The organism is Nocardia sp. NPDC004260, assembly GCF_053603155.1.
In genome coordinates, this window is sequence record NZ_JBSGEZ010000082.1 from 1 (window position 1) to 21,726 (window position 21,726).

Annotated in this window: 12 protein-coding genes; 8 read left to right on the forward strand and 4 right to left on the reverse strand. The window is 69.4% G+C overall.

What is annotated here, in order from left to right:
• Both ACWEO7_RS32360 and ACWEO7_RS32365 read left to right on the forward strand, forming a co-directional pair.
• Nucleotides 1-10,304: amino acid adenylation domain-containing protein (locus ACWEO7_RS32360; protein ID WP_452428870.1), on the forward strand; the 10,304-nt coding region annotated here is incomplete at its 5' end.
• A complete protein-coding gene (locus ACWEO7_RS32365) occupies nt 10,301-10,978 on the forward strand; it encodes a DUF6875 domain-containing protein (RefSeq protein ID WP_452428872.1) in 678 nt (225 codons plus the stop codon). The genes ACWEO7_RS32360 and ACWEO7_RS32365, both read left to right, overlap by 4 nt.
• A 63-nt stretch (nt 10,979-11,041) precedes the next feature.
• On the opposite strand, the gene ACWEO7_RS32370 is transcribed toward ACWEO7_RS32365, so the two are convergent.
• The 3 genes from ACWEO7_RS32370 to ACWEO7_RS32380 form a co-directional block, all read right to left on the reverse strand.
• The gene (locus tag ACWEO7_RS32370) at nt 11,042-11,944 is read right to left on the reverse strand and encodes a S1C family serine protease (RefSeq protein WP_452428893.1); all 903 of its coding nucleotides are present in this window, start codon (nt 11,942-11,944) and stop codon (nt 11,042-11,044) included.
• Nucleotides 11,945-12,113: 169 nt separating this feature from the next.
• Nucleotides 12,114-12,482 carry a nuclear transport factor 2 family protein gene (locus ACWEO7_RS32375; RefSeq protein WP_450024991.1) on the reverse strand — a complete coding sequence of 123 codons (369 nt, stop codon included), beginning with the start codon at nt 12,480-12,482 and terminating at the stop codon, nt 12,114-12,116.
• Between the two features lie 143 nt (nt 12,483-12,625).
• Nucleotides 12,626-13,564, reverse strand: a complete 939-nt coding sequence (locus ACWEO7_RS32380) for a CorA family divalent cation transporter (RefSeq protein WP_452428874.1) — start codon at nt 13,562-13,564, stop codon at nt 12,626-12,628.
• A gap of 670 nt (nt 13,565-14,234) precedes the next feature.
• On the opposite strand from ACWEO7_RS32380, the gene ACWEO7_RS32385 reads away from it, so the two are divergent.
• The 5 genes from ACWEO7_RS32385 to ACWEO7_RS32405 all read left to right on the forward strand — a co-directional run bounded on the left by ACWEO7_RS32385 (nt 14,235) and on the right by ACWEO7_RS32405 (nt 20,003).
• A complete protein-coding gene (locus ACWEO7_RS32385) occupies nt 14,235-14,555 on the forward strand; it encodes an ArsR/SmtB family transcription factor (RefSeq protein ID WP_452428876.1) in 321 nt (106 codons plus the stop codon).
• 767 nt (nt 14,556-15,322) lie between these two features.
• Nucleotides 15,323-16,627: a hypothetical protein gene (locus tag ACWEO7_RS32390; RefSeq protein WP_452428878.1), complete on the forward strand. Its 1,305-nt coding sequence runs from the start codon at nt 15,323-15,325 to the stop codon at nt 16,625-16,627.
• Between the two features lie 40 nt (nt 16,628-16,667).
• Entirely contained in the window at nt 16,668-17,117 is a 450-nt protein-coding gene (locus tag ACWEO7_RS32395; RefSeq protein ID WP_452428879.1) for a helix-turn-helix transcriptional regulator, read from the forward strand.
• 5 nt (nt 17,118-17,122) lie between these two features.
• On the forward strand, nt 17,123-17,533 hold the full coding sequence (locus tag ACWEO7_RS32400) for a VOC family protein (RefSeq protein WP_355078459.1): 411 nt from the start codon (nt 17,123-17,125) through the stop codon (nt 17,531-17,533).
• A gap of 76 nt (nt 17,534-17,609) precedes the next feature.
• A complete protein-coding gene (locus ACWEO7_RS32405) occupies nt 17,610-20,003 on the forward strand; it encodes an ATP-binding cassette domain-containing protein (RefSeq protein ID WP_452428881.1) in 2,394 nt (797 codons plus the stop codon).
• Between the two features lie 38 nt (nt 20,004-20,041).
• Here the strand turns inward: ACWEO7_RS32405 and ACWEO7_RS32410 are convergent, their stop codons facing one another.
• A complete protein-coding gene (locus ACWEO7_RS32410) occupies nt 20,042-20,569 on the reverse strand; it encodes a TetR/AcrR family transcriptional regulator (protein WP_452428883.1) in 528 nt (175 codons plus the stop codon).
• A 92-nt stretch (nt 20,570-20,661) separates the two neighbouring features.
• Here ACWEO7_RS32410 and ACWEO7_RS32415 point away from each other — a divergent pair, with 92 nt between their 5' ends.
• Entirely contained in the window at nt 20,662-21,612 is a 951-nt protein-coding gene (locus ACWEO7_RS32415; RefSeq protein WP_452428885.1) for a quinone oxidoreductase family protein, read from the forward strand.
• Nucleotides 21,613-21,726 lie beyond the last annotated feature (114 nt).

Genomic DNA, 21,726 nt, shown 5'->3' on the forward strand with positions numbered 1-21,726 from the left:
CCCTCGAACACACCATCACCCAAGCATTCACCGACATACTCCACACCAACACCATCGGACTCGACGACTCCTTCTTCACCCTCGGCGGCGACAGCATCATGTCGATCCAGTTGGTCAATCGAGCCAGGGCGGCGGGTGTGGTGTTCACCCCGCGCGACGTGTTCGACCGCAAGACGGTCGCCGGGCTGGCCGAGGTCGCCGTCCGCGGCGGCACCGCGGCGACCGCGCTTCCGGCCGAACTACCCGGCGGAGGCGTGGGGCCGATGCCGGTCACGCCGATCGTCCGGTGGCTGCTCGAGCGGGCGGGGTCGGGGTTCGGCCGCTTCTCGCAGGCGGTGTTGCTCGGACTGCCGCCAAGGATCGACCGGCAGCAGCTGGTGGGCACGGTGCAGGCGGTACTCGATCGGCACGACATGCTGCGCGCGCGGCTGCGCCCGACCGACGACGGAAGCTGGGCGTGGGAAGCCCTGCCCGCCGGGACGATTCGAGCCGACGACGTCATCCGTCGGGTGGCGATGCCGGAAGCGCCGGGAAGCGCCGAGTTCCGTGCTTCTGTGGCGGCGGAGTTGGACGCCGCCGCGGACCGGCTCGACCCGGGCGCCGGGGTCGTGCTGCAGGTGGTCTGGTTCGACCCGGCAGCCACGACGGAGCCGGGCCGGGCGCTTGTGGTGGCGCACCATACGGCCGTCGACGGAGTGTCCTGGCGGGTGCTGGTGCCGGATCTCGCGATCGCGTGGGCGCGGATCGAGTCCGGCGAACCACCCGAGCTGGCCCCGGTCGGGACGTCCATGCGCAGGTGGGCCCACGGGCTGGTCGAATCGGCCGCAAGCGCCGAGCGGCGCGCCGAATTCGGGTTCTGGAAAGCGATGGCCGCCGGAGACGATCCGGTGATCGGATCCCGCCCCCTCGACCCCGCGATCGATGTGGCCGCCACTGCCCGCACGGTCGAGATCGATGTTCCCCCCGAGGTGACCGAGGCGTTGTTGACCACCGTGCCCGCGGCATTCCACGGCGAGGTGAGCGACGGGCTGCTGGCCGCGCTGGCGGTGGCGGTGACGAAGTGGCGGCGCGAGCAGGACACGGTCGCGTCCGGCGATCTCGCGGACGTCGTGATCGGTTTGGAAGGGCACGGCCGCGAGGAGCGCGCGGTCCCCGGCGCGGATCTGGCCCGGACGGTCGGCTGGTTCACCACGAGTTTCCCGATGCGCCTCGACCTGTCCGGCATCGATGTCGACGACGCGACCGCGGGTGGGCCCGCGCTGGGGGCAGCGGTCAAGTCGGTGAAGGAACAGCTGCGCAAGGTCCCGGACCACGGGATCGGCTACGGCTTGCTGCGGTATCTCAACACCGATACCGGACCGGAACTCGAGAGCATGCCGACACCGCAGATCGGGTTCAACTACCTCGGCCGCGTCGCCACGAAGGTGCCCGGAGGAGCACCGTCGGCCGGATGGCTACCGGTGGACGACGGCGGGGACCTCTCGGGCGCCGAGTTCACCGGTGCGCTCGATCCGGACCTGCCGATGTCGGCGGTGCTCGACATCAACGCCCTCGTCCTGGACGACGGTGACCGGCGGCGACTGCGGGCGAGGTGGTCGTATCCGGCCGGGGTGCTCACCGCCGACCAGGTGCACGAGGTGGCGGAGTCGTGGCGCCGGGTACTGGCCGCGTTGGCGGCATACAGCCGCCGTGCCGGGAGCGGCGGACGGACGCCATCGGATCTGGACCTCGTCGATCTCACCCAGTCCGATATCGAGCGGCTCGAGACCGGATATCCGGCGCTGAGCGATGTTTGGCCGTTGACTCCGTTGCAGGAGGGATTGCTGTTCCATGCGCTGTTCGCCGAGGAGTCGGTGGACGCCTATGTGGTCCAGCTGGTCCTCGAACTGGGTGGGCGAGTCGATGCGCGGCGGCTGCGCCGAGCCGGGCAGGCGCTGCTGAACCGGCATGCGAATCTGCGCGCGGCGTTCGTCACCGAGACCGGGCCGGTGCAGGTGGTCGACGAAGACGTCGAGGCGCCATGGACGGAGCTGGACCTGTCCGGGCTGGACGACGAGGAACGGGATCGAGAGTGGACTCGGCTGATGGCCGCGGACCGCGCGACGCGGTTCGACCCGTCGCGCGCCCCGCTGCTGCGCTGGATGCTGGTCACCACCGGGCCGGAACGCTTCCGGTTGGTGCTGACCAACCATCACCTGCTGCTGGACGGCTGGTCGACGCCGCTGCTCGTGAAGGAGTTGCTGGTGCTCTACGCCACCGACGGCGACGACGCGATACTCCCTCGTGTCCGACCCTATCGGGACTTCTTGGCGTGGCTGGTGCGGCAGGATCCGACCGCCTCGCTCGACGCCTGGGCCCGTGCGTTCGACGGCGCCGACGAGCCGACCCTGATGGCTCCGTCCGACCCCCGCCGCCGCTACACCGAATCACGAGATGTCTTCGGCGAATTGACCGAGGAACAGACCGCTGACTTGACGAACCTGGCGCGGGCACGCGGAGTCACCCTCAACACCGTGGTCCAGACGGCCTGGGCGATCGTGTTGGGCGCCTTGACATCTCGGACGGATGTCACCTTCGGCACCACTGTCTCCGGACGGCCTCCGCAACTTTCGGACGTCGAATCGATGATAGGGCTGTTCGTCAACACGCTGCCGGTGCGTGTCCGGCTCGACCGCGCCGAGAGTTTGGGGCAGCTGCTCGACCGGATGCAGGCCCAACAAGCCGCGCTGCTCGATCATCACTACGTGGGTCTGACCGACATCGAACGGGTGGCCGGGCCGGGAGCGGTGTTCGACACGATGACGGTGTTCGAGTCCTATCCGGTCGATCGTGGCGGGCTCACCGCGGACACCGACATCGCGGGCATGCGGCTGCTCGATGTGAGCGGCGCCGACGCGGCGCACTACCCGATCGGCGTGGTCGCCCAGGTCGACACGCGATTGCGTCTCGACGTCAAGTACCTGCCCGATCTCTTCGACCACGACATGATGGATGCGACGCTGCGTCGAGTTCTGCGTGTGCTGGGCGCGGTCGCCACCGACCTGGATCTACTACTGTCCCGGCTGGATCTGCTGTCCTCCGCGGAATACCGCGAGTTGGCGCCGGTGGCGGGTCGTCCGGCGGTGTCGGCACAGGTCTTGCCGGATCTGCTGGCCGCGGCGGTGGCGAACGATCCAGGTGCGGTCGCGGCGGTGTGCGGCGATCGCCGGTGGACCTACGGCGAACTGGATGCGGAGTCGAATCGGCTGGCACGCATGCTGATCGAGCTGGGAGCGGGGCCGGAGACGAGCGTCGCGGTCGGATTGCCGCGGTCGGTCGAGTCGGTGCTGGCGGTCTGGGCCGTGGCGAAATCCGGGGCGGCGTTCGCGCCGATGGACCCCGAGTATCCGGCCGGCCGCATCGCGTACATGCTCACCGATTCGGGTGTGGCGGTGGGGATCACGCTGTCGCGGTGGCGGGATCGTTTCCCCGGATCGGTGCGATGGCTGGTGCTCGACGAACCGGCGGTCGAAGCGCAGCTGGCGGGATTCCCGGCAGCGCCGGTGAGCGACGACGAGCGCACACGGCCGGTGCGGCCCGACCACGCGGCGTACGTGGTCTACACGTCCGGGTCGACGGGAGAGCCGAAAGGGGTGGTGGTGTCGCACAGGGGGTTGGCGAATCTGGTGGACGATCAATGCGCGCGGTTGGGTGTCGGGCCGGGCACGCGGGTGCTGCATGCCGCGTCTCCGAGTTTCGATGCTGCGGTGCTCGAATATCTCTGGGCGTTCGCGACGGGCGGGCAACTGGTGATCGCGCCGCCGACTGTCTACGGTGGGGACGAGCTGGCGCAAATCTTGGCGCGGGAGCGGGTTTCGCACGCGGCGCTGACGCCAACGGCCTTGGCGACGGTCGATCCGGCCGGGCTCGGAGGCCTCGGTACGGTCGTGATCGGCGGCGAGGAGCCTCCACCGGAGTTGGTGTCGCGGTGGGCGCCGGGCCGGAGATTGTTCAACACCTACGGTCCCGCCGAGGCCACGATCCAGAGCGACGCCGGGCGCCCGCTGGTGGCGGGTGAGGCCGTGACGACCGGCAGCCCGATCCGCGGGGTGCAGGAGATCGTGCTCGACACCTGGTTGCGGCCGGTACCGGTCGGAGTCGTCGGCGAGTTGTATCTGGCGGGTCCCGCTTTGGCGCGCGGCTATCGCAACCGGGTGGGCACGACCGCGTCTCGGTTCGTCGCCAATCCGTTCGCGGGGCCGGGGCAGCGCATGTACCGGACCGGTGACCTGGTGCGGTGGCTGCGGTCGCCGACCGGACATCTGACGCTCGACTACATGGGCCGGACGGATTCTCAGGTGAAGATCCGTGGTTTCCGCATCGAGCTCGGCGAGGTCGAATCGGCGCTGCTCGCGTACGCGGGTGTGGCGCACGCGGTGGCAGCCGTGCGCCGAGGCGCGGTCACCGGCAACCGGTTGATCGGGTACGTGGTTCCCGAGTCCGGGGCCGAGCTCGACACGGACGCGATTCGCGAGTTCGCCGCGGAGCGGTTGGCCTCGCACATGGTGCCCGCGACCGTCGTGGTGATCGACGCGCTACCGATGACGGCCAACGGCAAGCTGGACCGCACCGCTCTGCCCGAGCCCGACTTCACCCCTCGTGCCGGATCCCGGCCACCGGCCACCGAGCTCGAGGCGACGCTGGCCGGACTGTTCGCAGAGGTGCTCGGACTCGACGAGGTCGGCGCGGACGATTCGTTCTTCGCCATGGGCGGCGACAGCATCATGGCGATTCAGCTGGTCGCGCGCGCCAAGGCGGCGGATCTGCTGTTCTCCGCGCGCGACGTGTTCGAGCACGGAACGGTCGCCGAGCTGGCCCGGGTCGCCGTGCGCGACAGCACCGAAACCGCTCTGCCCGCCGAACTGCCCGGCGGAGGCGTGGGACCGATACCGCTGACGCCGATCATGTGCTGGATGTTCGAGCGCGGCGGCTTCGACCGTTTCAGCCAGTGGGCGATGCTCACGCTGCCTGCCGGTATCGACAGCGCCGGAATCGGCGCCACCGTCCAAGCGGTGCTCGAACACCACGACATGCTGCGAGCCCGGCTACGCCCGGACACCGCGCACGCGTCCGGCTGGGCGCTGCACGTATCACCGACCGCCGCACCCGCCGCGGGGCTGATCCGGCGCGTGGCGGTAACCGCGGCACCGGACAGCAGCGACTTCGCCGCGATCGCCGACGCCGAGGCGAACGCCGCGGCCGAGCGCCTCGACCCCGCGGCAGGAGTCGTGCTGCAACTGGTCTGGTTCGGATGGGCGCGACAGCCGGGACGGCTGCTGATCGTCGCGCATCACCTGGTCGTCGACGGCGTTTCGTGGCGCATCCTGGTTCCCGACCTCGCGATCGCGTGGGCGCAGATCAGCGCGGGGCAACCACCGCGGCTCGCGCCTGTCGGTACCTCGATGCGACGCTGGGCGCATGCGCTGAACACCGCCGGCGCACGCCGGGACGAACTCGACTGGTGGCGCTCCACACTCGACGTCGCGGACCCCCCGATCGGCGCACGCCCGATCGACCCGGCCGTGGACGTTCAGGCCACCGTCGCGACCGTCGAGGTGACGCTGCCCACCGCGGCGACTCGCGCGGTGCTCACCACGCTGCCGGAGGTTTTCCATGGCAACGTGGACGACGCGCTGATCGCGGGTCTCGCTCTGGCGCTGACCCGGTGGCGGCGCGAGCGCGGCGACACCGCGCCGGAAACGCTGCTCACCCTCGAAAGCCACGGCCGCCACGATGCGGTGCTCCCGCGCGCCGACCTCTCGCGCACCGTTGGATGGTTCACCACCACCTATCCGGTGCGACTCGACTTGTCCGGCATCGACATAGATGACGCGTTCGCCGCCGGACCCGCCGCCGGGGCCGTCGTCAAATCGGTCAAGGAACAACTCCGGCAGGTCCCCGATCACGGGATCGGCTACGGACTGCTGCGGTACCTCGACGCCGATACCGCCCGCATCCTGCGTGCGCTACCCATACCGCGGGTGAGCTTCAACTATATGGGCAGGTACGACACCATTCCCGCAGCGTTGCGCGAGGCCGGGTGGATGCCCGCCGGAGGCGGTGGAGTCCAGAACCCCGACTCGACCGTCGCGTCCCTGCTGGGAGTCAACGCGGTCGTCACCGACACCGCGGACGGGCCGGTTCTGACCGCCGCCTGGGATTACCCGACCGGCCCGCTCACCTCCGACGAGGTCACCGACCTCGCGGAACTGTGGCGCGACGCCGTGACCGCGATGGCCGACCACGCGTCCCGGCCCGGCGCGGGCGGGCTCACCCCCTCCGACCTCGACCTCCTCGATCTGGGCCAGGACGCGATCGACCGGCTCGAGCGCCTGCACCCGGCTCTGGAGGACATCTGGCCGCTGACACCGCTGCAGACGGGATTGCTGTTCCACGCCCAGCTCGCGGACGGCGCCCTCGATGCCTACATCGTGCAACTGTGTATGGAACTCGGCGGACACGTCGACGCCGATCGGCTGCGCCGCGCCGCGCAGGCGCTCGTCGGACGGCACCCCAACCTGCGGACCGCGTTCGTGCGCGACGGCGCGGGTGAAGCGGTCCAGGTCGTGCACAAGCACGTCGACGTACCGTTCACCCTCATCGACCTGACCGAGCACGAGGACTCCGCCGCCGAACTGGAGCAGTTCATGGCCGCCGACCGGCGCGCCAGCTTCGACGTGACCGCGGCGCCGCTGCTGCGAATGACATTGGTGCGCATTGCCCCTGAGCAATACCGGCTGATGTGGAGCATGCATCACATCCTGATCGACGGCTGGTCGACGCCACTGCTGATCCGGGAACTGCTGACCCTCTACGCCTGCGACGACGACGCCACGGCGCCCGCTCCGGGCCGTCCCTTCCGCGACTACCTGACGTGGCTGCACGCCCAAGATCGGAGCGCGGCGGAAACCGCGTGGACGCGGGCGCTCGAGGGCGTGTCGGAGCCGACGCTCCTCGCGGTCGCGGATCGCGGCCGCAGGCACACCACCGCCACGCGCGAAGTGCGGGTCCAGCTGAGCGAACACCGCACCTCGGCCCTGGTCGCCACAGCACATCGGCAGGAGGTCACGCTCAACACCCTCGTTCAGGCCGCCTGGGGAATCGTGCTGGCCAACGCGACCGGCCGCGAGGACGTGGTGTTCGGCACCACCGTCTCCGGGCGCCCGCCCCAGATCGCCGGCATCGAATCGATGATCGGGCTGTTCATCAACACGGTGCCGGTGCGGGTCCGGCTGGACCACCGCGAAACCCTCGCCCAACTGGTGCGCCGAATCCGGACCGAACAAGCCGCGCTGCTCGACCATCACCACCTGGGCCTTGCCCAGATCCAGCACATCGCCGGTCCTGGCGCGATGTTCGACACCGTGACGGCCTTCGAGTCCTATCCGATCGACTCGGCCGGATTGTCCGAAGACACCGATATCGCGGGAATGCGTGTCCTGGGTGTGCACGGACGGGATGCCGCGCATTATCCGCTCGGCCTGATCGTGCACCAGGGCGACAGCTTGCACCTGACCTTCAAATACTTGCCCGACCTGCTGACGCGCCAGCAGATCGACGCCATCGCCGACCGGGTGCTGCGCGTACTCGACACCGCCGCGGAACACATCGACCTGCCGCTCACCCGGCTACAGCTGCTGTCGGAGGCCGAGCAGGCCGCGCTGGTGCCCGTTCGCGGGCCACGTGGGGCGGTGATGTCGGTGTTGCCGCAAGTGCTGACCGCCGCGATGGAACCGGAGACCGAAGCGGTGGTCTACGGAGACGCGCGACTGTCCTACCGCGAACTCGAGGAAACGTCGAACCGGTGGGCGCGGGTGTTGATCGATACCGGGATAGGACCGGAATCGTTCGTAGCCATAGCCCTACCTCGCTCCATCGACGCCATGATCGCCGTGTGGGCGGTCGCCAAGACCGGCGGCGCGTTCGTCCAGGTGGAACCCAGCCATCCGCGCGAGCGCAGCACCAGCATCCTGACGGATTCCGGTGCCACGGTGGGACTCACTCGCGAGCCCTACCGAAACCAGTTGCCGGACACCATCAGCTGGCTGACCCTCGACAGCCCCTCCTTCGCCGCGATGTCGGCAGCGGCATCACCCGCGGCGATCAGCGATGCCGACCGAACAGCCCCACTTCGACCACAGCACCCCGCCTACCTGGTCTACACTTCCGGCTCCACCGGAACCCCTAAGGGCGTCGTGGTCACACACACCGGGATAGCGAACCTGGCCGCGGACACACGGGAACGGTTCGGCATCACTCCGTCCTCTCGGATACTGGCTGTCGCCTCGCCGAGCTTCGATGTCTCGATCCTCGAATGGATCAGCGCCGTCTGCGGCGGAGCCACGCTGATCCTCGCCCCCACACCGGTTGGCGCCGGACTGTCCGAGCTGGTCCGGGCGGAACACGTCACCCATGCCGCGCTCACCCCGACGATGCTCGCCGCGATGAATCCCGACGGACTCGAAACTCTGGTCATCGGCGGTGAGCCGTGTCCACCGGAGCTGGCGGCACGATGGACGCCGGGCCGCACGGTGCTCATCAGCTACGGGGCCACTGAGACCACGGTCGTGAGCTGCGCGGGCACTCCGCTGTCCACCACCGTCGACGGCCCGATCGCCATCGGCGGCCCGATCCGCGGATTCACCGCCGTCGTACTCGATCGCGAGCTCCGCCCCGTTCCGTTCGGAGTGGTCGGCGAACTCTATCTGTCCGGACCGGGCCTCGCCCGCGGCTACCACAACCAACCCGCGACCACCGCGAGCCGATTCGTCGCCGCCCCGTACGGGCGGGCCGGGACGCGGATGTATCGCACGGGCGACCTGGTGGCGTGGACCGCCGACCGAAGACTGCAATACAAGGGCCGCAGCGACCTGCAGTTGAAGGTCCTGGGCAACCGCGTCGAACCCGGCGAGGTCGAATCCGCGCTGAGCAGCTACCCCGACATCGCCTACGCCGCGGTCACCGTGCACACCCGCCCCGACGGCACCGGCCAACTCACCGGCTACGTCGTACCGATGCCGCACACCACGCCCGACACCGTCGCCATGACCACCTACCTCGCAACCCGCCTGCCCACCCACATGATCCCCACCGCCATCGTCGTCCTCGACCGGATCCCGCTCACCAGCACCGGCAAATTCGACTACAAAGCCCTGCCCGCGCCGGACCGCCCCCCGTTCCGTGCGCCGTCCACACCGCTGGAGGCCACCGTCTGCGAGGCGTTCGCGCGAACGCTCGAGCTCGAACGAGCCGGTTGCGACGACGGATTCTTCGCCCTGGGCGGCAACTCGCTGGCCGCCACCCGGCTGGTGGCGCGGTTGGAGGAGTCCACCGGGGTGCCCGTGCCGATTCAGTGGATCTTCAGCGACCCGACACCGCAATCGCTGGCCCGCCGCATCGAGGCCCGGCTGCGCGGCTTCGAGGAACCCGACCCCCATGACGCGCTCGCCGTCCTGCTTCCGCTGCGCGCGACCGGCGCGGAGCCGCCACTGTTCTGCGTCCACCCGGCCATCGGTTTGGCTTGGGGCTTCAGCGGACTCGTGCAGCACCTCGGCTCGGAGCGGCCCGTCCACGGGCTGCAATCCCCGGCGCTGACCGACCCGACCGCGCGGTTCGACACGCTCGACCAACTCGCCGCCCGCTACGTGCGGGAGATCCGGTCGGTCCAGCCGCACGGCCCCTATCACTTGCTCGGCTACTCATTGGGCGGCACCATCGCGCACGCGATCGCCGTGCGACTGCGCCGCGAGGGCGAACCCGTCGCCACCCTGGCGATGATGGACACGCGCGTAGTCGACTCGGGCAGCGCGCAAGCTCCCCTACCCACCCTCAGGGACCTGCTCACCGAGTTCGGCGGCGTGGCCGGTTTCCGAATTCCGGCCGACTTCACCCTCGAGGCCGCGACCGACTTGCTGCACCGGCAGGGCGGTCTCTTCGCCGCCCTCACGCCCGAACATCTGGCGGTTCTGTATGGCGACTACAACCGGCTCATCGACCTCACCCGGGATCATCGACCGGCACTCTTCGACGGTGATCTGCTCTACTTCAGCGCCGCCAACGGCCGCCCGGACGACGGCGCCACTCCATCTCTCGCGTGGCAGGAGTACCTCACCGGCAGCATTTTCGAACACCGCGTTGCCGTCCCGCACGAAAGGATGACCGAACCCGAGGCGCTACGCGCCATCGGATCAACCCTGACCGAGCATTTCCGCCGCACCCTCGTCCCCTCACCGGAGCCTCCGATCTCAGCAAGGACCAGCCGATGATTAACACCGACCCCATAGTCGGGACACGCTCCGGCGTCCAGCCGGTCAACCTCTTCGCTCCCGACGCCGAAACAGGCCTCGCCGACCAACCCCGGTTCGCCGAACTCCGTCGGTGGACCCGCGAATACCTGTGCCATCCCCACCCGGATCTCGGTCGGCCCGGCCCTGTGTGCCCCTACACCAGCCACGCCATCACGCACAGGTACCTGTGGGCCGCCTACTTCGATGGGCACGACATCGATATCGGGCGCATCACCGCGATCGCCGACGATCTGTACGATCTGTTCCCGGCCCTGCCACCGCAGGAGGCGCCCGAGTCGCTGTTCAAAGCCGTTCTCGCGGTCTTTCCCGACCTCACCGACTACGCCTCGATCGACGCGGTGCAACGACAACAGAAAACCAAATTCGTCGACAAAGGTCTGATGATCGGGCAGTTCTATCCAGGTTGCACCTACCCCGGACTGCACAACCCGGCGTTCCCGGCGCTCGACGCGCCCCTGCCCATCCTCGCGGTACGCCACATGGCCCCTACCGACTATCCGTTCCTAGTCGCGCGCCACGAATGGATCGATACCTACCTCAGGCTCTTCGCCCCTACCATTCCCGGATTCGTCGCCACGGCCATGTCCGTCAGGCTCGAACAGGCAATCGACGCCCAGAAAGAGACTTCGTGAGTCGGTGGTGCGGACGCCCGGTGACCACCGCCGAGCCGGTCCCGGCGACCGGCTGGACAGCGCTCAGTCCGCCACCAGTTCCACCGGGACCGCGATGACGTCGACCATGGCCCCGTTGCGCAGCACGGTGACCGGCAGTTGCACGCCGATCGACTCGGCGAACAGCTGCCGCTGAATCCCCTGCGCGTCACGCACTTCCGACCGCGCCACGCTCAGCACCAGATCACCGCGGCGCAGCCCGGCCAGCTCGGCGGGGCCGCCACGGACCACCTCCACGATGCGCACCCCGGCCGCCTGCCCGGTGCGCGCGGCGACCGGCTCGGGCAGCGGCGCGGGCACGCCGACCAAGCCGAGGTATGCGCGCCGGACGCGCCCCTCGGTGTGCAGCGTGCCGATGATCCGGCGCGTCGTCGCGTTGATCGGGATGGCGAGGCCGAGCCCGATGCCCGCGACCGCGGTGTTGACGCCGACCACCCGGCCGGCCGAGTCCGACAGCGCGCCACCGGAATTTCCGGGGTTGAGCGCGGCGTCGGTCTGGATCACGTCCTCGATCACCCGGCCGGCGCGGCGGGACGCCACCGGAACCGCGCGCCCGAGCGCGCTCACCACGCCCGCGGTGACCGAACCCGCCAGGCCGAGCGGACTTCCGACCGCCACCACCAGCTGGCCGACCACCAACTGGTCGGCATCTCCGAGCGGCACGGCGTCCGGCGCGCCGCCGCGTGCGCGCAACACCGCGAGGTCCGACAGGGGGTCCACCCCGACGACGTGGAAGCGGGATTCCACCCCGTCGGCGAAGACCACCTCACCCGCGCGGGCCGCGCCGACGACGTGCGCGTTCGTCAACAGGAACCCGTCGTCGGTGAAGACCACCGCCGATCCGCTGCCCCGCCTGGTCCGCACGCTGGCCACGTGCGGCGTCACCGAGGCCGCCACCGCGATCACCGTGCGGGAGTAGGCATCCATCGCGGCGTTGTCCACGCCGACCACCACCCTGTTTGCCGGAATTGCACTACTTCGTCCAGGATGCCCTCGTGCCGCGGACGACGCACGGTGTTCGCCGCAGGCGCAACCCGGCCGCGGGTACGCCGGGCGTATCGCCGGATACGGATCGCAGGTCCGGCACCGGCCACCGTTACGCCGTGGGCACCCGGTCGAGGAAACCGTGCACACTCGTGATCCGGTCGTCGGCTCCGAGGGAGATCACGTCCGAACCCGCGACCGGGGCGCTGCCGTCGGCCGCGGAGACCAGCTCCCAGGAGAAGCGGGCGATGTCGTGGTGGCCGTCGACCGCGCCGAGGCGACGGAACTCGAACCCGGGGAACTGCGCCTGCACGCCCCCGATGGCCGCCGTCAGCTGGGCGTGCCCGCGCACCTCCGCGAGCGGATCGGTGTACGCGCCGTCCTCGGCCCACGCGGCCGCCACCGCCGCGGCCCTGGCGTCCTCGTCGGTGGCGTTCCACGCGGCGAAGTACCGATCGACCGCTTCCTCGTAGCGCGACATAATGAATCCTCCTGTGCGGTAATGGTTTTCGTCAGCCGTTCGGGTCTTCCGATCGGCTGTCTCCAACCTTGCCGCTCCGCGCGCCCCGAGTCGATTACGCGCGAGGTAATGATCGCCGGAAAAGCGCGCGCGCGCCCGAGGGCTCAGCGCAGTAAGCCCCGCTTCTCGAGATAGGCCGATGGAATCACCGCCGCCGCCAGAGCCAGCAGCACGGCGATCAAAAGGCTCACCTGCCAGGGCAATTCGGCGATGCCGAGGAGACCTGCGGCGTAGCAGCCGACGACCAGAACGGGCGGCAGGACGACCGCGGTGGTGACGGTGAACACCTTGACGATCTCGCCCTGCCGCACATTCAGGCAGATCGTCACGGATTGCTGCAAGAAGCGGACCTTGTCGTACGCCGAGCCCGCATACTGTCCCACCCCGTCGATGTCGGCGAGCAGGATGCCGATCGCCTCGTCGAGTTCCGCCTTCCCTGGTGACGTGTCGGCCATCAGATGTCGCGCGGCGCGGGCCAGCTGCCGCTGGGCCTCCTGAGTGCGCGAGACGATGCGTTCGGTCGCGTTCATCCGCGATATCACGCCGCGCAGGGCGGCGAGCTCGGTCTGGCGCCGGTCCCGGCCCGTGATCGTCCGCTCGATCTCGTCGCCCAACGCCTCCATGGCGTCACCCGCATGATGTAGCACCCGCTCCGACGCCTCGTTCAGCGCCCACAGCAGCGCGTACATCACGCCGTGCGCGGAACCGGCGAGCGCCGGGTCCCGGCGCATCTTCGCGACCGCCTTGTCGAAGGGGACGAAATGCTCGGACGGCTGCAGCGTCACGAGGAATTCACCGCCCAAGGCGAAGACGATCGTCTCCTGTTCGATGTTCTCGCCACGCTGGAATCCGGCCGTCACCGGAAAGTAGCGAAAGCTGTCGGTCTCCAGGACCTGATCGCGTGCGGACGTGAAGTCGATGCCGAGCCGTTCCCGCAGCACCGCCGCGGTGTCGGCGTCGTCGGCGGCGAGCGGAATCCAATGTTGCTGGAGCACTTCGGTATCGAAGTGGTCGGCGGTCACGGCACCGAGAAAGGTCGTCATCGACTACCGCTGCCCGCGGAACGAGCGCACCGAGGATCCGGCCTGCTGTCGCCGTTCCGGATCTGTTGTGCGAGGCAATGTTTCGGCTTTCTCGGGCAATGTGGCCATAGTGGGTGCTCCAATACTTGCTATCGTGCGGGGCTGGCGCACTCCTCCGGTACCGAGGACGCACGCAGAGGCGAGCAGCGACGTGATCGGGCGGCGCCGCGGGTCGGTGGCCGCGTATCGGCCGAACCCGGACGCGCCGCTCTTACGCGCCGGAGAGATGACGAAGTGGAGGTCCGTACCGCGTCGGCCGATGGGCGCCGTTGCCCGGCGGGCGATCACGCACGCGGATCAACGACGCGCCGGCGCAACCTGTTTCGCGAGAGCGGACCGGCTGTAGACGTCGATACTGTCATCCGGCATCTGCCGCTCACCTCGCTTCGTCGGTCGACCGGCGCACGAATTGCGCCATCCATCATTAGAAACCCGCCCATCGGGGTACGTCAATCAGTTGCGCAAGTGTTCGACAGCGCGCCACCCAATGGAAATCCAGCGACAGTGGCGAAGCAGAACGGCCGCGGAGACAGCGGTTTTCGGCGCCACGGCGTCCAGGCCGTCGGCGGCGGCCACCTGCTTGCACAGCCGGTCACGGCCGTGCCACCCTACCGACAGTTTGGAGGCGGACGTGACCCAGCACGGCGAGCCGCCGGGACCGATCCCGGCGGACCGATCGGCGGACGCCGCGGCGGTTTTCGGCATGCTCGCCGCCACCGCGCGTCTGCAGATACTCTGGCTGCTCGCGCAGGGCGAGCGCGATGTCGGCTCCCTCGCGGCCGTCGTCGGCCAGTCCGTGCCCGCGGTGAGCCAGCATCTGGCCGAACTGAAACTCGCCGGTCTGGTCCACGCCCACAAAGACGGCAGACGCCACGTCTACGCGATCACCGACCCCGACATCGCCGACCTCGTCCGCCTGGCCTTCCGCCACCACCGCGGACACCACGACTGACGCGGACGTCACTCCGCCACATCCACCCCGTACCGGCGCGCCAGCACCGCGAGATCCGTCGGATATCCCTGGCCCACCGCACGCAACCGCCAGACGTCGCCACGCAGGTAGACCTACGCCACGCCGTCGTACACCTGGCGGTCGACGGCCGCCCTGGACCACCCGACAGCACCGACGAGTTCCTGGGCAGGCTCGACACGGCGTGGCCGCCGGCCGCGTGGGCGGGGGCATGACGTCGGATTCTCGCTGATCGCGACCCTCGCCGGAGGGACCGTGCCTGCGCTGTCGTGGTGTGAGTTGACGTTCACGACCGCGCTGGCGCCGTGGTCGGCTACCGACTCGCACGACATGCCCGACAGATCTGCACCGCCGACGCTCCGGGTGCCCGACTGCACCGGAAGCCGGCGACAGTCCCCATTCGTTGCTGAAGTGGTCAAACGTCCAGCTCGAGCGACGCGGATTCGGCCGCCTCGCCACTTCCGGCGCCCCTTCCGCAGGTCGGCCGGACGGCGGGCGGCTCAGCCGTTCGCGCTGGACAGCGAACCCGTCCGCGGCCGGAACCCGGCGCGCGGCGCATCGCCGGGTGCCGTGATCACCGAACCCGCCAGTAGGGTTGACCACGGCGTTGCCAGGCCGGATGCTCTTGGTTGGCCGAACAGCTCGAAACCGGACATGCGAACGATCTTCATGGTCGTAGCGCCGAGTTGTGGCGGCGACGACGCCGGTGCGGACCTGCCCCGGTGTCCGGTACTCGAGGGGAGATTCGCGTGACCTACCGCCTGACCGATATCGATTGCGTGAGTGCGCGTGGGCACTCCGCGCTAGGGGGAACCCTGGCGATACAGGCGGTCTGGCGCTACGACCGTGCGGTGGATCCGGCGGCGCTCGAGCATTTCCACGAGGCGTTGCGGCACGGCAGGCTGGGCAGAGCGGTCGCGCCCGCGATGATCCCCGCCGCCGGGGACCGGTGGACCACCCGAGTCGAATTCAGCCCGCTCGAGGTCGCGGACGAGCCCATTCCCTCGGGCGATCTGGAGGCCTGGATCGCCGAGCAAGGAAATGCCGAGTTGCGTACCTTCGGCGGGCCCGCATGGCGGTTGGCGGCGACCCACCTCGACAACGGGGAAAGCGCGGTGTCGCTGCTGGTTTCCCACACGCTCGCGGACGGCCACGCGTTGTGCACGGCGATCACGGACGCCGTCGCGGACAAGCGACTCGACTTGTCCTACCGCACCGATGAATTCGGCCGGATGCGCCTGCTCGCCGGTGATCTCCGCGATGCCGCGCGGCGAGCCAGGTCGTTACCCTCCGCCGCCGGTTTGGCGCTGCGATTGGCCGTCACCGGGCGCGGCGGCGGGGCCGGGCCCGCCGACGACGCGCCGGACTTCCGGCTTCCGACCGTCACCGCGACGGTCCCGGCGCAGCTGTGGCATGCGGCGGCACGTGGCCGAGGCGGAACCGGCACCACCCTGGCGGTGGCGATGATGACCGCCATCGCGACGGAGGTCGGCCGCACCGACGAAGAGGGCCGGGTTCGCATGATGATGCCGGTCAGCACCCGCACCGCCGACGATTTTCGGGCGAACGCTCTGACCTCCATCGCCTTCGAAGTAGACGTGCACGACGGCGCACCGGCCGACCTCGCGCCGCTGCGCGCGGTGATGAAGGAAAAGCTCACCGCGGCCGCGGCCAGCGGACAGGACGTCCCGCCGCTGGTCCCGGTCGCGGTGGCGCTGCCGCGCGGACGGTATGCCCGGCTGGCGCGGCAAGCCGCCACCGACCCCACCTCCACGGTGTGCTCCAGCCTCGGCAAGCTCGACCCCGAAATGCTGCGCATCGACGGCGGCCCGGCCTCGGCGATGATGCTCGGCCTGGTCAATCAGAGCCTCGACTCGCGGAGCGTCGTGACCGAACGCGGCGGCAATCTGTACGTCGCGCTCGTCGAGGCCGCGGAGAAGATCACGATGCGCGTCATGGGGTTCCACCCGCCTGCCCTGCTGGACACCGAGCAGCTCACCGAGCTGGTGCGGTCCGCGCTCGCCGAGTACGAACTCTCGGCGACCTTCTGGTAGCACCCCAGGCTTGTCACCGCGATGTGGCACGATCGCGTAAGTGACCAGCCGACCCGCCGCCACGCCGCACCTGCACGACCTCGCGCGGCTGCGCCGCGTTCGCGACCGCATTGATCGCGAGTACGCGCAGCCGCTGGACGTGGAGGCGCTCGCGCGCGACGCGCACATGTCGGCCGGCCACCTCAGCCGCCAGTTCCGGCTCGCCTACGGCGAGTCGCCGTACTCCTATCTGATGACGCGGCGCATCGAACGCGCGATGTCGCTGCTGCGTCGTGGCGACCTCAGCGTCACCGAGGTGTGCTTCGCGGTCGGCTGCTCGTCGCTGGGCACCTTCAGCACCCGCTTCACCGAGTTGGTCGGTGTGCCGCCGAGCGTCTACCGGCGCGAGGCGGCCCGCGCCACGGCGGGGATGCCCTCGTGCGTGTCGAAACAGGTGACCAGACCGATCAGGAATCGAGAAGCACCGGTTACCGAGCCGCAATTAGCCTGACTGCCATGGACATCACCATTCACGCGAGCTTCCTGCCGCACGACGACGCGGACGCGGCCCTCGCCTTCTACCGCGACATCCTCGGCTTCGAGGTCCGCAACGACGTCGGGTACGAAGGGATGCGCTGGCTCACGGTCGGCCCCGCCGGCCAGCCGGAAACATCCATCGTCCTGCATCCGCCGGGCGCCGATCCCGGCATCACCGACGACGAGCGCCGCACCATCACCGAGATGATGGCGAAGGGCACCTATGGCGGCATCCTGCTGGCAACCAAGGATCTGGACGGCGCTTTCGAACGGCTGGCGGCCAACGACGCGGAGATCGTCCAGGAGCCGACCGAGCAGCCGTACGGGGTGCGCGACTGCGCCGTCCGCGATCCCGCGGGCAACCTGATCCGCATCCAGCAGCTGCGCTGACCCGCCCGGCGCGAACTCGAACCGAGCCCGGCGACGCCGACCGCGCAGGCGGCCCCGCCCGACAGATGGAGACACGATGAGCACGGCCACGACGACGGACACGCAGTCGCCCGCGCCGCACGCCGCGGACAGCCACGATCTGATCCGCGTGCACGGCGCGCGCGAGAACAACCTCAGGGATGTCAGCATCGAAATCCCGAAGCGACGGCTGACGGTGTTCACCGGCGTCTCCGGCTCGGGCAAGAGCTCACTGGTGTTCAGCACGATCGCCGCGGAGTCGCAGCGGCTGATCAACGAGACCTACAGCGCGTTCGTCCAGGGCTTCATGCCGACGCTGGCACGGCCCGAGGTCGACGTGCTCGAGGGGCTGACCACCGCGATCATCGTCGATCAGCAACGCATGGGCTCCGACCCGCGCTCCACCGTCGGCACCGCCACCGACGCCAATGCCATGCTGCGCATTCTCTTCAGCAGGCTCGGAAAGCCGCACATCGGCTCGCCCCAGGCTTTCTCCTTCAACGTCGCCTCGATCAGCGGGGCGGGCGCGGTCACGACCGAGCGTTCCGGAAGGACCGTGAAGGAGCGCCGCAGCTTCAGCATCACCGGCGGGATGTGCCCGCGCTGCGAGGGCCGGGGCTCGGTGTCCGATATCGACCTCACCCAGCTCTACGACGATTCCAAGTCGCTCGCCGAGGGCGCGTTCACCATTCCGGGCTGGAAGTCGGACAGCTTCTGGACGGTGCGGGTCTACGCGGAGTCGGGTTTCGTCGATCCGAACAAGCCGATCCGCAAGTACACCAAGAGGGAGATGCAGGACTTCCTCTACAAAGAGCCCACCAAGGTGAAAATCGAGGGGGTCAACCTCACCTACGAGGGGCTGATCCCCAAGATCCAGAAGTCGTTTCTGGCCAAGGACCGGGAGGCGATGCAGCCGCATATCCGGGCGTTCGTGGACCGCGCGGTCACCTTCACGACCTGTCCCGAGTGCGACGGCACCCGGCTCACCGAAGCGGCGCGCTCGTCGAAGATCGCGGGCATCAGCATCGCCGACGCCTGCGCGATGCAGATCAGCGACCTCGCCGAATGGGTCGGCGGCCTGAGCGAGCCGTCGGTGGCGCCGCTGCTGGGCGCGCTGCGGCACACTCTCGACTCGTTCGTGGAGATCGGGTTGGGCTACCTCTCGCTGGACCGGCCCTCCGGCACATTGTCGGGCGGTGAGGCCCAGCGCACCAAGATGATCCGCCACCTCGGCTCCTCGCTCACCGACGTCACCTACGTCTTCGACGAGCCGACCATCGGCCTGCATCCTCATGACATCCAGCGGATGAACAACCTGCTGCTGCGGCTGCGGGACAAGGGCAACACGGTGCTCGTCGTGGAGCACAAGCCGGAGACGATCGTGATCGCCGACCATGTCGTCGACCTCGGGCCGGGGGCGGGCACGGCGGGCGGCACCGTCTGCTTCGAGGGCAGCGTCGAGGGGCTGCGGGCCAGCGGCACTGTCACCGGCCATCATTTCGACGACCGGGCCGCGCTCAAGACCACCGTGCGCGAGCCGAGCGGCAAGCTCGAGATCCGCGGCGCGAAAGCGAACAACCTGCGCGATGTCGACGTCGACATTCCGCTGGGTGTGCTCGTCGCCATCACCGGCGTGGCGGGGTCCGGCAAGAGTTCGCTGGTGCACGGGTCGATCCCCACGAGCGAAGGCGTGGTCGCGGTGGATCAGGCGCCCATCCGCGGCTCGCGGCGCAGTAATCCGGCGACCTACACCGGATTGCTCGAGCCGATCCGCAAGGCGTTCGCCAAGGCCAACGGGGTGAAGCCCGCGCTGTTCAGCGCCAATTCCGAAGGAGCGTGCCCCACCTGCAACGGCGCGGGCGTCGTCTACACCGACTTGGGGATGATGGCAGGTGTCGCCACCACTTGCGAGGAGTGCGAGGGCAAGCGATACCAGGCGTCGGTGCTGGAATACCACCTCGGCGGCCGCGACATCAGCGAAGTGCTCGCGATGTCGGTGCTCGAGGCCGAGGAGTTCTTCGGCACCGAGGCCGCGCGCACCCCGGCCGCGCACGCCATCCTGAGCAGGCTCGCCGACGTCGGGCTGGGCTACCTCAGCCTGGGTCAGCCGCTTACCACGCTGTCCGGCGGCGAGCGGCAACGGCTCAAGCTGGCCACGCACATGGCCGAGAAGGGCGGCGTCTACGTCCTCGACGAGCCCACCACCGGCCTGCATCTCGCCGATGTCGAGCAGTTGCTCGGCCTGCTCGACCGGCTCGTCGACTCCGGCAAGTCGGTCATCGTCATCGAGCACCACCAAGCGGTCATGGCGCATGCTGACTGGATCATCGACCTCGGTCCTGGGGCGGGACACGACGGCGGCCGGGTCGTATTCCAGGGCACTCCCGCCGACCTCGTCGCCGCCCGCTCCACCCTCACCGGCGAACATCTCGCGGCCTACGTCGGCGCCTGACCGGGCGCTCGCGAGCAGGGTAGCGGCGATCGACGCCGCTACCCTGACCCGAGAACGCGAGCTGTCAAGGCGAGCACGCCCTCCCGATGGCGTTGCGGGGAGGTCATGTCGGTGATCTCCGGACGCATGCTCGCGAAGATCGCCATGGCCAGGAACTCCGCGTCGGCGTCCGGGACGACCTGGGCGATCAACTCCGCCAGCAGCGCGCGCCACGGCGCCCAGGTCTCGGACCGACAGCCGTCGGGCAGGGCGCGCGTCAACGGTTGCAACTCGACCACCGTGAGGTCGAACACCGTGGCGACGAACGTCAGTATCCGCTCGCCCACCGGCACGGCGGGATCCGCGGCGAGGTCGCGAACGGCCGCCCAAGCCCGGCCGGTCCGGTCGTCGAACAGCGCGCGAATCAGCCCTTCGCGGTCGGTGAATCGGCGGAACAGCGTGCCCTTCCCGACTCCGGCGGCTGCCGCGATCTCGTCCATGCAGACGTTGTCGCGCTGCTCATCGCAGATCAGACGCCCGGCTACGGCGAGGATCGCGGCCCGGTTGCGTTCGGCGTCGGCGCGCATCGCTGACCTCCAGTTGACATAAGCGGACCGATAGTCCGTATCATAGCAACATGCTAAACGGACTAACAGTCCGTATATGGAGAGGTGATCCCATGCGCGCAGTCCGCTATCACGAGTACGGCGGCCCGGAAGTGCTGCGAGTCGAGGAGGTCGAGGATCCCACGCCGGGCGAGGGCGAGCTGCTCGTCCGGGCCACGGCAACCGGAGTCAACTACTTCGAGGTGCAGGTGCGCGCCGGGGTGGCCCCGGATCCGCTCGGCCTGCCGCTGCCGCACACGCCCGGCATCGAAGTAGCCGGGACGGTGGCCGCGGTCGGTCCCGGCGTCGAGACCCGCCGCATCGGCGAAAGAGTGGTCGGCACGGTCGCCTCCGGCAGTTACGCGGAGCTGGTGCGGATTCCGGCAACGGCGGCCGTACCGCTCGACGATCGCCTCGGCGAGCATCAAGCCCTCGCGCTGCTCGGCCAGGGCGCGACGGCCGTGGGATTGATCGAAGCCGCGGAGATCGGGCCCGCGGACACGGTTCTGGTGGAGGCGGCAGGCGGAGGAATCGGAACCCTGTTGATCCAGTTGGCCAAACGAGCCGGAGCCCGGGTCGTCGCCGGTGCGAGCGGGGTCGCGAAGCGGCAGCTGGCCGCCGACCTCGGCGCCGATGCCACCGTGGACTACACCCGACCGGGATGGACCGAGGAGGCCGGTCCGGTGTCGGTGGTGCTCGAGACCGTCGGCGGACAGACCGCTCGGGAGGCTTACAGCCTGCTCACGAAACCGCGCGCCCGCATGGTGGTCTTCGGCTCGGCCAGCGGCGTCGCGGTCGAGATCAGCTCGGAGCAACTCCTACCGGTCGGCGCCTCGCTGATTCCCTTCAGCCTCGGATATCGCCCGCAACGGTGGCCGGAGCTGGCCCGCCGAGCCGAGGACCTCACGGTGCGCGGTGAACTCACCCCCGTCATCGGCACGGTGCTGCCCCTGGCCGAAGCGGCGACCGCCCATCGGGCGTTCGAAGACCGCACGGCCATCGGGAAGACCATCCTCACCCCCTGACCGCGCATCGGAAACGTGCGGCCGTCGAGCTCGAACGGCTCACGGCAAGGTACGCCGACGGCCGACGCGCGACAGCATCCGCACCGGTGGCGATGCCGCCGGTGCGAAATGCCG

Excerpts from the sequence above, each read along its gene's own strand:
- ACWEO7_RS32405 (WP_452428881.1), top strand. The coding sequence starts at position 17,610 with ATGAGCACGGCCACGACGACGGACACGCAGTCGCCCGCGCCGCACGCC.
- ACWEO7_RS32370 (WP_452428893.1), bottom strand. The coding sequence starts at position 11,944 with ATGGATGCCTACTCCCGCACGGTGATCGCGGTGGCGGCCTCGGTGACG.
- ACWEO7_RS32415 (WP_452428885.1), top strand. The coding sequence starts at position 20,662 with ATGCGCGCAGTCCGCTATCACGAGTACGGCGGCCCGGAAGTGCTGCGA.
- ACWEO7_RS32400 (WP_355078459.1), top strand. The coding sequence starts at position 17,123 with ATGGACATCACCATTCACGCGAGCTTCCTGCCGCACGACGACGCGGAC.
- ACWEO7_RS32410 (WP_452428883.1), bottom strand. The coding sequence starts at position 20,569 with ATGCGCGCCGACGCCGAACGCAACCGGGCCGCGATCCTCGCCGTAGCC.
- ACWEO7_RS32365 (WP_452428872.1), top strand. The coding sequence starts at position 10,301 with ATGATTAACACCGACCCCATAGTCGGGACACGCTCCGGCGTCCAGCCG.
- ACWEO7_RS32380 (WP_452428874.1), bottom strand. The coding sequence starts at position 13,564 with ATGACGACCTTTCTCGGTGCCGTGACCGCCGACCACTTCGATACCGAA.
- ACWEO7_RS32375 (WP_450024991.1), bottom strand. The coding sequence starts at position 12,482 with ATGTCGCGCTACGAGGAAGCGGTCGATCGGTACTTCGCCGCGTGGAAC.